The following is a 12,054-nucleotide window of genomic DNA, read 5'->3' as shown; positions in this document are numbered from 1 at the left end:
GCCCAGGGACGCGGTCGGTTCAGGGCGATGTCCGGTAGGGCACCGGCTATCTGCGGGGGTGGTCGAGCAGGGCGGCCAGGGTGGCGGCGCGCAGCAGCTCGGCGCAGCGGAGCCGGTCCACCTCGCCACCGAGGAACGGCGTCGAGTTCATCAGGCCGAACGCGGCGTGGGCGAGCACCCGGGCCTCGGCGGCGTCCAGCCGGGGGTGCAGCGCGGTCAGCACCGTCACCCACTCCTCGACGTAGAGCCGTTGCAGCCGGCGGATCTCCCGCCGGGGCTCCTCCGGCAGCCGGTCCAGCTCGTGCAGGTGCAGGGCGATCACCGCCGGGTTGGCCAACGCGAACTCGACATGGAAGCCGATCAGCGACTCGACCGCGGCGCGGGGATCGCCCGGATGCCCGAGGGCGCGGTCCCGGCCACCGGCCAGCAGCCCCTCGCTGACCGGGACCAGCGCGGCGACCAGCATCGCCTCCTTGCCGGCGAAGTGGTGGTAGAGGGCCGGCCCGGTGACGCCGGCGGCGGCACCGATGTCGTCCATCGACACCCCGTGGTAGCCACGGGCGGCGAACAGCCCGACCGCGATGGTCAGGATCTCCTCGCGTCGGGAACGCCGTCGGCCCCCGCTCGCCGTGCCGTTGCCGGCACCCCGGCTCTGCTGCCCCACCGTCACCCGGCCAGCGTAGTCCCCCGTCCACCCCTCGTGGTTGCCCGGACGCGCCCGGTGCTGGCGGAGAAAGACAGATCAGCCGAGTCGGCAGATCGGTCAAGTCGGTGAACCGGGCGGAGGGATGCTCCTAACCTGGGACCGTGGACCGTCGGGCGTCGACAGGAGTGCGGACCGGGAGTACGCCGAACCGGCGCAAGCGACCGTTGCTGCTGGCCGGGATCCTGCTCGGTACGGCGGCACTCTTCGACGTGCTGATTGCCATCGACGATCTCGGCACCGACCGGTACGTCTCGCTCACCGAGCAGGGGTTGGTCCGCCACGACGTCACCGGTTGGGCCTGGCTGCACCTGGCGGTCGGCGTACTGCTGGGGGTGGCCGGGTTGGTCGCGCCGCTCGGGCGGGTCTGGTCGACCCGGCTGGGACTGGCCGCCGCCACGCTCGGGATCGGCGTGCACCTGGTGATCGGGCCGTTCCATCCGGTGCAGGCACTGATCACGGCGGGGTTGGCAGTGGCCGCCGCCCGGCTGCTGTTGCGGCACGGCCGGTGGCGTCGGCGGGCGGAGCGGGTCAGTTCGGTAGGCAGACCTTCCCGGTGAAGGCCGGGTCCGGTTCCCGGTGCGCCTGCCAGGCCGGGTTGATCCAGATCGCCAGCGGGGGTGCCTGCCAGGCGGCACTGATCCGTTGCAGCAGGTAGTACTCCCGGCGGGGCCGGTCGATCGACTGGCCGGTGATGAAGGCGATCAGGTTCTCCTGGGCCTGCCGCCGACCGAGCAGGGTGCCGTGCACACCGGGCTGCTGGAAGACCGGAATCTGGGTGTAGTCCCCCGGTGGGGCCTCGGTGGCGGTGGCGGTGGGCAGGAAGGCCACGAGCCGAACACCGGGTACCGGGCACATCAGGTTGTTGCGGTAGAACGGTGCGTCGTCCAGCAGGGAACGGATGAAGGGCTCGTCGGGCCCGGTGGCGACCGGCCGGACCAGGCTGACCCCGCCGAATATCACCCGGAGCTGCCAACCGGTGGCGACTCCCCAGCCGGTCTGGTCCCCGGGTGGCGGATAGTAGGCCCGACCGGCGTTGACCAGCGGACTGAACATCGCCAGGCTGTCCACCGCCGGGTGCCGGCGCTGCGCCAGGTAGGTGCGCGCCACCATGGCACCCTGACTCTGCCCGATCAGGGCCACCGGGCGGTTGGTCCGCCGGTGCAGCCGCTCCACCTGGTCGGCCAGCAGGTCCACGCTGGAACTGATCGACTGGAAGGTGTCGGTGGACCCGTACGGCAGGGGTTCGCCAGTCGGGCCGAGCCCCCGGTAGGAGAAACGTTGCACGTTGGGGTCCGGCGGTCGGGTCCCGTCGTAGGTCGAGCCGTAGCCGGCCAGCACGATCACCGCATGCCGGACCGTGGGGGGCAGCGGCTTGGTCAGCACCGCCGCGTCCACCTTCGTGCCGCCGCCGGGCAGCAGCCGGATCAGCGCCGGCACCGCGAACGGCACCGCCAGCACCAGGAGCGCGACCAGCGGGGTCACCGGCACCCAGGCCAGCCGCGGTGGCGGAGCCAGCACGGCGGCGCGTACGGTCCGCTGCCAGAGCAACCCGTTGAGTATCCCGGCGACGCCGGCCACCGGCACCGTCCACCATTTCGGCACGCTCCAGGCGACCGCCCCGGTCACGGTGATCAGTACGAAGTTCAGGCTCGACCAGCCGACCAGCGGCCAGGACGGCAGCCCCCGCCACCACGGCCCGACCACGGCGGCCCGTTGCAGGAACGGCGCGAGCAGGAACATCGGCAGCAGCGAGGCGATCAGCAGCCAGGAGAGCGCCACCACCGAGGCCGCCACCGAGGCGACCGCCCACGGGCTGACGAAGAGCGCGACCAGGACCGACAGGAAGGTGTTGCGCGTCAGCAGCCAGCGCACGCTGGGCCGGTCCACCTCCCCGGGCCAGGCCAGGGCCACCAACCCGGTGGTGAGCAGGCCGCGCAGGAGGATCGCGGCGACCATCAGGACACCGAAGGCGAGCCAGGAGTTGTGGTACACGAAGATCCACCGCAGATCGTGGTACGTGTCGTACGGCCAGACGGCGGTGATCTGCGGTGGCAGGCCCTGCGCGGAGATGAAGTTCACCTTCACCAGCACGAACGCCTCCACGGCCGGTGGCAGTGCGGCCAGCAGCAGCAGGGCGGTGAACCGGGTGTCCGGGCGTCGCACGCTGCCCCCTCACCGGTCTCGCCGACAGGTCCCTCCGCAGACTGCCCCGACCCGGCCGGTCCCGCCGGCACAACCGCCAGATTCCACCTGAGGTGTAAGGAAGGGCCCCTTGTTAACGCATACGGTAGAGAAGGGTTCCCTTCTCTACCGCGCGCGTTAACAAGGGGCCCTTCCTTGCGGTGAGCGGACCGGCCACGCACTGGCGGCCAGCTGACCCGCGGCGGCGGCCAGTCGACCAGCCAGCGGCGGCGGGCCGACCAGCCGCCCGGCGGCGGTGGACGTGGTCAGCTCGGGTCGTCGCGCTGGGCCAGGCCGGAGATCTGCCGGGCGGCCCGACGCCGGACCGGGGGCAGGTGGGCGGCGAGCCTCAGCACCGAGTTGCGTACCGCCCGGCCGGTGGCGGGCGCGGTGCCCAACCGGGTCAACCGGTCGGTGAGGCGCAGGACCTGCTCGGCGACCGGGCGGCGCTGTGCCGCGTACCCGTCGAGCAGGGCGTCGGGGTCGACCACCGACAGCGCGTCGCGGCCCTGACGCCCGGCGGACCGGCGAGGACGCTCGACCGGGTCGCGCGGCGGCTCGACCGGGTCGCGTGGCGGATCGGCCGGGTCGCGCGGTGGCTCGACCGGGTCGCGCGGGGGGTCCCCGGCGGCGGTCAGGACGCTGGCGAGCGTGCTGCCGAGGGCCACCGCGTCGCGCAGGCCGAGGTTCATCCCCTGGCCGCCAGCCGGGCTGTGCACGTGCGCGGCGTCTCCGGCGAGCAGCACCGGGCCGGCGCGGAAGGTGTCGGCCAGTCGGTGGTGGGCCCGGAACCGGGAGCCCCAGAGCACCTCGGTGATCCGCCCCGGCCGGGTCGGGCCGCGCTCGTCGACCAGTGCCTGCAACTGCCGTGCCCCGGGGTGCCGGGGCGGGTCGGCCAGCGGAGCCACCAGTCGGACCACGCCGTCGGGCAGCGGCGCCCAGACGAGCAGCCCCTGCCGGGCGAAGAAGAGCATCACCTCGTCGCGGGGAAGCCCACCGTCGATCCGCACGTCGGCGAGGACGAACGACCCCGCACCACCGGCTGCCTCACCACCACCGTCGGGCCGGTCGCTCACGTCGGACCCGCCGCCCGCCCCGGATCGGCCGTTGCCGCCGTGCGGGTCGCGGAACCCGATCCCGGCCAGCCGCCGGACGGCGCTGTGCATGCCGTCCGCACCGACCACGTACCGGGCGCGCAGGGTCGCGCCGTCGGCGAACCGCGCCACCGCGCCGGCGGCGTCGAGGTCCAGACCGACCAGCCGGTACGGCCGCAGTACCCGCCCGCCGACGCTGGCCAGCAGCTCTTCGAGCACCGTCTCGGTCTCCGCCTGCGACACCATCAGGGCGTACGGGAACCGGGTGGGCAGGTTGTCGAACCTGGTGGTGAAGAGGGTGCGGTCTCGTTCCCGGATGGTGAAGCGCGGCGCGCGCAGGCCCCGGGCGACCAGCGGTGCGGCGGCACCGATCCGGTCCAGCTCCTCCAGTGTGTACGCGTGCACGACGGCGGCCCGCGAGGTCAGAGGTGATCGTTCGGCCTGGTCGACGAGGGTGACCTCGACCCCGTGCCGGGCCAGGGTCAACGCGGTGGCCAGCCCCACCGGCCCGGCGCCGACCACCAGGACATCGGTCTTCTCCGGCAGCATCCCGTACCCCCGATCCTCATGCCAACAGATGTTTGCCAACACTTGTTGGCAAGGTAAGCCGCCCCGACTCCTCCTGTCAACAGGTGTTGGCCTACGGTTGTTGGCATGAGCACGACGCGCCGATCCGACGCCACCCGTGCGGCGATCCTGCGGGCCGCACGGGAACGCTTCGCCGCCGACGGCTATGAACGAGCCACCATCCGGGCCATCGCCGCCGACGCGAAGATCGACCCCTCGATGGTGATGCGCTACTACGGCAGCAAGGAGGGGCTCTTCGCGGCGGCAGCCGAGTTCGACCTGCGGTTGCCGGACCTGACCGACGTACCCCCTGAACGCCTCGGCGAGACCCTGGTGACGCACTTCTTCCGGCGCTGGGAGTCCGACGGCACGATGGCCGCCCTGCTCCGGGCCGGCACCACCAACCCGGGCGCGGCGGAACGGATGCGCGGCATCTGCACCGACCAGTTGGGCGCGGCGATCGCCCCGGTCGTCCCGGACCCGGCGGAACTGCCCCGCCGGGCCGGCCTGGTGGCCAGCCAGATCCTCGGCCTGGCGCTGACCCGGTACGTGCTGCGACTGCCACCGGTGGCCGACGCCGACCCGGCCGAACTCGTCGCCTGGGTAGCCCCCACCATCCAGCGCTACCTCCGCAACCCCACCCCCAAGGTGTAAGGAAGGGCCCCTTGTTAACGCATACGGTAGAGAAGGGCTCCCTTCTCACCCGCGCGCGTTAACAAGGGGCCCTTCCAAACGGCGAGGCGCCCAACAGCGAGGCGCCCAAACGGTGAGGCCCGAACGGCGAGGCCGAGCAGCGCTGTCAGCCGGCGAGGCCGCCCGGCTGGTCGCCCCGCACCACCGGTGCCCGGACCAGGTTGCCCCATTCGGTCCACGAGCCGTCGTAGTTGCGTACCTGCGGATAGCCGAGCAGGTGCCGCAGGACGAACCAGGTGTGGCTGGAGCGCTCACCGATCCTGCAGTAGGCCACCACGTCGTCGTCCGGGCTCAACCCGAGCTGGTCGGCGTAGATGGCGCGCAGCTCGTCGGCGGACTTGAAGGTGCCGTCCTCGTTCGCCGCCGACTTCCACGGCTTGCTCACCGCGCCCGGAATGTGCCCGCCGCGCAGCGCCCCCTCCTGCGGGTAGTCCGGCATGTGCAGCATCTCGCCGGTGTACTCGCCCGGCGAGCGGACGTCGACCAACGGCCGTCCCGCCGCGACGTGCGCCATCACCTGCTCCCGGTACGCCCGGATCGGCGCGTCGTTGCGGGTGGGCACCGGGTACTCGGCCCGTGGCCTGGTCACCCGTTCCCGGGTCAGCTCACGGCCCTCGGCCACCCACTTCTGCCGGCCGCCGTCGAGCAGCCGGACGTCGGCGTGGCCGAAGAGCGAGAAGACCCAGAGCGCGTACGCCGCCCACCAGTTGAAGTTGTCGCCGTAGAAGACCACCGTGTCGTCCCGCCCGATGCCCTTGGCAGCGCACAGCTCGGCGAAGCTCTCCGCGTCCAGGTAGTCCCGAGTGACCTGGTCGTTCAACTCGGTGTGCCAGTCCACCTTGACGGCACCCGGAAGGTGCCCGGTGTCGTAGAGCAGCACGTCCTCGTCGGACTCCACCACGACGAGACCCGCCTCGCCCAGGTGCTCGGCCAGCCACTCGGTGGTGACCAGGCGCTGCGGGTCGGCGTACGACTGAAGGCGCGGGTTCGGATCGTTCGGCACAGACATGAAATCCAACCTACGCCGATCCCGGCCGCTCAGGTGGCCCGGTGCACCAGCCGACCGGCGAGCACGGTGGCCCGGCAGACCCCGTCGGGGCCGAAGACCGCCAGGTCGGCCCGGCCACCGACGGTGAGCACCCGGGGGGCATCCGCCTCGGGCACCGCGAGGCGGCTGCGCAGCGCCACCGCCCGCAGCTCGGGGTCGGTCAGCCAGGCCGCCGGCACCGCGCTCACCCCCATCCGGAACAGGGCGTGCACCCGCTCGCGCGGCGTCGGGGCGGCCGGCAGCGGTCCGTCGTGCACCAGCGCCGGCCCCAGCACGCCGGCCCACCGCCGCACCCGCACCCCCGGGTACGCGCCGAGCAGCTCGTCGGCCGGACCGATCGCCTCGACCCGTTCCCCGCCGACCAGCACCGCCGACCCGGGCCGGGCACTCCCGTCGGGGCCGAGCCGCAGCGCGTCGGCGACGTGCAGGGTACGCATGTCAGTCGGCCAACGGGCCGAGCAGCGGACGCTTGGCGGTCACGGTGTCGCCGGAGGAGCGCCCGGTCAGCCGCCGCTTCACCCACGGGGCGAGATGGCGACCGGCCCAGCGCAGGTCGGCGGCGCGGGCCGCCAGCCAGGGCGACGGTTGCGGGTGCGGCGGCACCAGCAGCCACTCCTCGTCGCAGCCGACCCCGAGCGCGGTGAGCACCTGCCCGGCCACCCGCCGGTGCCCGGCCGGCGACAGGTGCAGCCGGTCGGTACTCCAGAGCATCGGATTGAGGAACGTGTCGTCGGCGAAGAGGTCGACCATGATCGCCCCGTGTCGTTCGGCGGTCTCGCCGACAGCCTGGTTGAGCAGCTTGACCCGGGGTGCGACCAGTCGCTGCCCCGGCAGTCGGGCCATCAGGTCGGCGAACCGGAAGACCACCACGTCCGCACCCCCGGAGCGCAGCCGACCGATCACCCGGTCGTAGCGCGCCACCAGGGACTGCGAGTCGAAGTTGCGGCGCAGCACGTCGTTGCCGCCGGCGGCGAAACTGATCAGGTCCGGCTTCATCGCCACCGCGACCGGCACCTGCTCGGCCACCACGTTCAGGAAGAGCCGCCCCCGGATGGCGAGGTTCGCGTACCGGAACTCCGGCCCGACCTCGGCGGCCAGCCGGGTCGCCACCAGATCCGCCCACCCCCGGTAACTGCCGTCCGGGTAGGCGTCGTCCATTCCCTCGGTGAAACTGTCCCCGACCGCCACGAAACTGCGCCAGCCCACCAAAAACCTCCGCTCCGCAGGTAAGGAAGGGCCCCCTGTTAACGCATACGGTAGAGAAGGGTCCCCTCCTTACATCGGACAGGGTCGCGCGGGGCGGACGGCGGCTGATCGGCAACCGTCTGCCCGGCGGCACCCTCCCGGGACCGTACTGCCGGATCATCGGGTGACGGAGATGACCCGCAGGCCGTTCAGCTCGACCGGCTCCCGAACCTCGTCGAGTTTCCGGCCGTCGGCACCGATCAGCACCAGGACGGTGGCACTGCCGGCGGAGACCCGCGCCACCAGGGTGCCATCAGCCTGGAAGTACGCCTGGCGCAGCGGCCGACCGTCCAGCGGCAGGTCGATCTGGGCACCGGTCCGGGTGTCCAGCACCACGATCGGCCCCGGATCGTCGGAGGCGGTCGTCTCCCGCTGCCGGACGTGGAGGGCGACCATTCGGCCGTCCGGCGCGATGCTGGTCAGTCCCCACGTCTCGTGCTTCTCGCCCGCCCCCAGTCCAGGTACGGTCCGGCGGGTTCCGTTGGCCGGCTCGGTGACGAACGCCCGACCGTCTGCGAAGCCGGTGTACGCCAACACCCGGCCGTTCGCCGACCAGAGCGGAAAGCAACCTTCGCGTGGCGCGTCACCGCTGAGTTTCGCCCGGGGAAGCTCCAAGAAACGGGTCCGGTACTCCCTGCTGTCACCGCTCTGCTGCTGCTTACTGTCGACAGCCAAGGCGATGCCAAGGCGCCGGGAGTCCGGTAGCCACGCTGGCACCCAGCACGAGCCGTCGATGCTACTGGCCACCACGATTCGTGCCGGGTCGGCAAGGTCAGACCGGAAGAGCAACCCTTCCTGCTCCACCCAGACGACCCGCTGGCCGTCCGGAGAGACGGCCACGGTGTTCAAGGCGGTCTGCACCGGCAGATCGAGCAGTTCGTCGGGGGCCGTTCCGGGCCGCCACGACGACAGCGGCACCGACGCCATGGGGCCGTCGTTCCCCTCGGTCGACGGTGGCAGGTAGAAGAGTCGGCCGAACGTCGGATTCTCCGTTTCGACGCCACCGGCCTGCGGCACCGGCCACGCCTGCCCAGGAAGCTGCCGGGGGTTCGGCAGGGTAGCGGCGATCGGGGGCGGGTCGGTGTGCTGCCGAGGGTTCGCCAGCAGGGCCCCGGCTGAGCCGCCGAGCAGTATCAGGGTGGCGGCCGAGCCGGCTACCGTACGCCGGATACCGAGGCGACGGGAACTGCGCAGGGTCCGGTCCCGAAGGTCGACCGGAAGCGCCTCGTCGGCCAGTTCCGTCAACGCGTACCGAAGCCGGTCGTTGCTCATCGAAGAACCTCTTCCAGAGAACACGGGTCAACTTCCGGGACAATCGGGTCGGCGAGGTCCGGGGCGACGACCCGTAGTTTCGCCAGCGCCTTCGCCGTTTGGCTCTTCACCGTGCCGATGGTCACGCCGAGCACGTCGGCAGCCTCGGCCTCGGAGCGGTCCTCGAAGAAACGCAGGACGAGCACCGCCCGCTGCCGGGCGGTGAGCTTGCTCAACGCGTCGTGGAGGGTGAGGCGCAGGTTTGTCTGCTGGGCGTGGTCAGGAGCGGCGCCACGCGGCTCCGGCAGGTCACCCGGCATCGACTCGGCCAACCGTCGACGACGCCACCAGGAGACCTGCAGGTGGTACATCGTCTTCCGGGTGTACGCCTCGAAGTTGCCGGAGCGCCCCACCTGGTGCCAGGCCCGGTGGGTACGGGCCAGCGCGGACTGGACGAGATCCTCGGCGAGGTGCTGGTCCCCGGTGAGCAGGTAGGCCGACCGCAGCAACGCAGGGGTGCGGCTGCGGACGAAGTCGTCGAACTCCGTTGGTTGGAAGTCCACCCGGGCTGGCCCTTCGATGGGAAGGTGCGGGACGCTGTCGCTACTCCAGACGCCATGTTCCCGGTTGTGGGTTGCCGACCTGACCGATGCGTTCCGCGTCGCTGCGGCTGCGGGCGGCCGGGGGTGTAGCGATCACGTGACGGGGTAACTCCCTCGGATCGGGATTCCTGCGCTTCGGAGGCTCTTATGACCGGTTACCGGGTCAGCGACGTCATGACCAGACAGGTCGTCTACCTACCCGCCGAAACCACTCTGGACGAGGCTGCCAGGGTGATGAAGGAGGCGGACATCGGAGACGTCGTGGTCACCGAGGGTGCCACTCTCGCCGGCCTGGTCACCGACCGGGACATCGTGGTGCGATCGGTGGCCGAGTGCAGTGATCCGAGAGTCACCACGATCGGGTCGATCACCACCCGGGAGGTGGTGATGATCGAGCAGAACGCCAGCGCCGGTGAGGCGGCGGCGCTCATGCGCGAGCGGGGCATCCGCCGGGTGCTGGTCTGTGATGCCGAGCGGAAGTTGGTAGGCATCGTCTCCCTCGGCGACCTGGCGATGCAGTTCGACCCCACCTCTGCGCTCAGTGAGATCAGCGAACACGCCCCCAGTACGTGAACCTCGTCGATCCCGTTGGGCAGGCACCCCGCCCGGCAAGACCGGGCAGTCTCCGGCAGCTGGTGACCACCCGCCGACCCGGGGCGGTCACCAGCTCCGACGCAGCAACCCGGGCTGGGCGGAGGCACCGCCCGGCACCCGATACCGGGCCGGCCGTCGGCGGTAGCCTGATCTGATGCCCGAGATGCCCACCAAGCTGGCCGAGATCGTCGACGAGTTCGCCGCCGCACCCCGGGACGTGGTGCTGGAGATGATGCTGGAGTACGCCGACGTCATCCCGCCACTGCCGGCCGAGCTGGCCGACCGGGCCGGGATGGAGCAGGTGCCGGAGTGCCAGACGGCCTTCTTCCTGCGCGCCCAGGTCACCCCGGACGGCACCGTGACCACCTGGTTCGACTGCCCGCCGGAGGCACCGACCACCCGCGCCTTCGCCGGCATCCTCGCCGAGGGGCTGGCCGGGGCGAGCGCCGCCGAGGTGCTCGCGGTGCCGGACGACCTGTACCAGCGGATGGGGCTGGCCCAGGCGATCAGCCCGTTGCGGGTCCGCGGCGGCACCGCGATTCTCGCCCGGCTCAAGCGCCAGGTCCGCGAGCAGACCGCCTGAGCCTCGGGACCGACAGAGCCGCCGAGCGCAAACCCCCCACCCGGTACGCCGCCTGAGCCTGGGCACCCCGAGCAGAGCCACCGGAGCCCAGGCGCCCGCCGGGCAGACCGCCTGAGCCGAGGCCGGGCGGGAACAGAGCGCCTGAGCAGGGTGTTGCCCACGGGCATGGAGATCGAAATCTACGCGGACGTGGTCTGCCCCTGGTGCTGGATCGGCAAGCGGCGGCTGGAGCAGGCGCTGGCGTCGTACGACGGCACGGCCACCCTCCGGTACCGGCCGTTCCAGCTTGACCCCTCGCCGGTGCCGCAGCCGGTACCGCTGGTCGAGGCCCTGGCTGCCAAGTTCGGCGGCCCGGACCGGATGGAGCAGATGGTCGGTCAGGTCACCCAGGTCGCGGCCGGGGTCGGACTGCGGATGGACTTCGCTCGGGCGATCGCCGCCAACACCTTCGACGCGCACCGGCTGATCCGGTACGCCGACGGGCAGGGGCACAGCGCCGAGCTGGTCGAGGCGCTCTACCAGGCACACTTCGCCGACGGGGTGGACGTCGGCTCGCGGGAGGCGTTGGCCGGGATCGCCGGCTCGGTCGGCCTGGACGCCACCGCCGCCCGCGCCCACCTGGACTCCACCGCCGGCAGCACCGAGCTCGCCGCCGACCTGGCCGCCGCGCGGGAGCTCGGCGTCACCAGCGTGCCGACCTTCGTCCTGGCCGGAAAGTACGCGGTGACCGGCGCTCAGGAGCCGCAGACCCTGCTCGCCGCCCTGACCGAGGTGGCCCAGCGCGAGTCCGCACCACACTGACCTGCACTCCGGCAATGTTTCACGTGCAACAACATCGACACGCGTGATAGACCCGCGAGGGAGATCTTGGAAGAAATGTGCCCCTCCGGGCCGAAATCCTCCAAGAGCTTTCAGCCGCGGGCCAGTCCCTCGACGACCCGCGCCCCGGGCAGCGCGCCGAGTGCCGGACCGGGCAGCGCGATCTTGCTGCGCCGTACGCCGGAACCGATGATCACGTGTCGGGTGGCGATCACCCGGGAGTCCACCAGGATCGGCCACTGCTCCGGCAACCCGATCGGGGTGATCCCGCCGTACTCCATGCCGGTCAGCTCGACCGCGTCGGACATCGGGGCGAAACTGGCCTTGCGCACGTCGAGCGCCCGCCGCACCACGCCGTTGACGTCGGCCCGGGTGGTCGCCAGGACCATGCAGGCGGCGTAGCGGATCTCGCCCTCGCGCTTGCCGGCGACGATCACGCAGTTTGCCGAGGCCGCCAACTCCACCTGGTACGCGGCACAGAACGCGGCCGTGTCGGCCAGCTCCGGATCGATCGGCGCGACCAGTACGTCGTCGACGTCCACCGGCGCGTCGGCGGGCCACTGGCCGAGCGCGGCGGCGACCGGCGCGGCGAGCAGGTCCAGGCGGCTGCGGGCGGGCTCGGTCTTCAGCGTCCCCATCACGACAGCGATCCTCGCACCCACCCCCGACAG

At 71.9% G+C, this 12,054-nt stretch carries 14 protein-coding genes; 5 read left to right on the top strand and 9 right to left on the bottom strand.

The annotated features are described in order from the left end of the window. Nucleotides 1-46 precede the first annotated feature (46 nt). Nucleotides 47-670, bottom strand: a complete 624-nt coding sequence (locus GA0070617_RS00980; protein ID WP_091432649.1) for a TetR/AcrR family transcriptional regulator — start codon at nucleotides 668-670, stop codon at nucleotides 47-49. 137 nt (nucleotides 671-807) lie between these two features. On the opposite strand from GA0070617_RS00980, the gene GA0070617_RS00975 reads away from it, so the two are divergent. Then, a complete protein-coding gene (locus tag GA0070617_RS00975) occupies nucleotides 808-1,263 on the top strand; it encodes a DUF7144 family membrane protein (RefSeq protein WP_139135544.1) in 456 nt (151 codons plus the stop codon). On the opposite strand, the gene GA0070617_RS00970 is transcribed toward GA0070617_RS00975, so the two are convergent. Both GA0070617_RS00970 and GA0070617_RS31955 read right to left on the bottom strand, forming a co-directional pair. Beyond that, nucleotides 1,235-2,869 (bottom strand): esterase/lipase family protein, encoded by a 1,635-nt coding sequence (locus GA0070617_RS00970; RefSeq protein WP_091432642.1) that lies wholly within the window; start codon nucleotides 2,867-2,869, stop codon nucleotides 1,235-1,237. The genes GA0070617_RS00975 and GA0070617_RS00970 overlap by 29 nt on opposite strands. A gap of 284 nt (nucleotides 2,870-3,153) precedes the next feature. Continuing rightward, nucleotides 3,154-4,530 (bottom strand): FAD-dependent oxidoreductase, encoded by a 1,377-nt coding sequence (locus tag GA0070617_RS31955; protein WP_139135543.1) that lies wholly within the window; start codon nucleotides 4,528-4,530, stop codon nucleotides 3,154-3,156. A gap of 105 nt (nucleotides 4,531-4,635) precedes the next feature. Here GA0070617_RS31955 and GA0070617_RS00960 point away from each other — a divergent pair, with 105 nt between their 5' ends. Further along, a complete protein-coding gene (locus GA0070617_RS00960) occupies nucleotides 4,636-5,202 on the top strand; it encodes a TetR/AcrR family transcriptional regulator (RefSeq protein ID WP_091432639.1) in 567 nt (188 codons plus the stop codon). 145 nt (nucleotides 5,203-5,347) lie between these two features. On the opposite strand, the gene GA0070617_RS00955 is transcribed toward GA0070617_RS00960, so the two are convergent. The 5 genes from GA0070617_RS00955 to GA0070617_RS00935 form a co-directional block, all read right to left on the bottom strand. Then, nucleotides 5,348-6,250 carry a sulfurtransferase gene (locus tag GA0070617_RS00955; RefSeq protein ID WP_091432634.1) on the bottom strand — a complete coding sequence of 301 codons (903 nt, stop codon included), beginning with the start codon at nucleotides 6,248-6,250 and terminating at the stop codon, nucleotides 5,348-5,350. A gap of 29 nt (nucleotides 6,251-6,279) precedes the next feature. Next, nucleotides 6,280-6,726, bottom strand: coding sequence for an imidazolonepropionase-like domain-containing protein (locus GA0070617_RS00950; protein WP_091432631.1), 447 nt, complete (start codon nucleotides 6,724-6,726; stop codon nucleotides 6,280-6,282). 1 nt (nucleotide 6,727) lies between these two features. Continuing rightward, the gene (locus GA0070617_RS00945) at nucleotides 6,728-7,495 is read right to left on the bottom strand and encodes an SGNH/GDSL hydrolase family protein (RefSeq protein WP_091432628.1); all 768 of its coding nucleotides are present in this window, start codon (nucleotides 7,493-7,495) and stop codon (nucleotides 6,728-6,730) included. 156 nt (nucleotides 7,496-7,651) lie between these two features. Further along, nucleotides 7,652-8,806 (bottom strand): WD40 repeat domain-containing protein, encoded by a 1,155-nt coding sequence (locus GA0070617_RS00940; protein ID WP_091432625.1) that lies wholly within the window; start codon nucleotides 8,804-8,806, stop codon nucleotides 7,652-7,654. Then, nucleotides 8,803-9,348 (bottom strand): SigE family RNA polymerase sigma factor, encoded by a 546-nt coding sequence (locus GA0070617_RS00935; protein ID WP_091432622.1) that lies wholly within the window; start codon nucleotides 9,346-9,348, stop codon nucleotides 8,803-8,805. The genes GA0070617_RS00940 and GA0070617_RS00935 overlap by 4 nt, the downstream gene beginning before the upstream one ends. A gap of 186 nt (nucleotides 9,349-9,534) precedes the next feature. Between GA0070617_RS00935 and GA0070617_RS00930 the strand changes: the two genes are divergently transcribed. The 3 genes from GA0070617_RS00930 (at nucleotide 9,535) to GA0070617_RS00920 (ending at nucleotide 11,365) form a co-directional block, all read left to right on the top strand. Further along, nucleotides 9,535-9,960 (top strand): CBS domain-containing protein, encoded by a 426-nt coding sequence (locus GA0070617_RS00930; RefSeq protein ID WP_091432619.1) that lies wholly within the window; start codon nucleotides 9,535-9,537, stop codon nucleotides 9,958-9,960. Nucleotides 9,961-10,135: 175 nt separating this feature from the next. Beyond that, entirely contained in the window at nucleotides 10,136-10,564 is a 429-nt protein-coding gene (locus GA0070617_RS00925; protein WP_091432616.1) for a SufE family protein, read from the top strand. 165 nt (nucleotides 10,565-10,729) lie between these two features. After that, entirely contained in the window at nucleotides 10,730-11,365 is a 636-nt protein-coding gene (locus GA0070617_RS00920) for a DsbA family oxidoreductase (RefSeq protein WP_091432614.1), read from the top strand. A 110-nt stretch (nucleotides 11,366-11,475) separates the two neighbouring features. Here the strand turns inward: GA0070617_RS00920 and GA0070617_RS00915 are convergent, their stop codons facing one another. Continuing rightward, the gene (locus GA0070617_RS00915) at nucleotides 11,476-12,021 is read right to left on the bottom strand and encodes a YbaK/EbsC family protein (protein ID WP_091432609.1); all 546 of its coding nucleotides are present in this window, start codon (nucleotides 12,019-12,021) and stop codon (nucleotides 11,476-11,478) included. Nucleotides 12,022-12,054 lie beyond the last annotated feature (33 nt).

Source organism: Micromonospora yangpuensis (assembly GCF_900091615.1).
In the GTDB taxonomy this organism is placed as follows: domain Bacteria; phylum Actinomycetota; class Actinomycetes; order Mycobacteriales; family Micromonosporaceae; genus Micromonospora; species Micromonospora yangpuensis.
The sequence above is the reverse complement of the archived record's forward strand: the minus strand, read 5'-3'. Positions and strand labels throughout refer to the sequence as shown.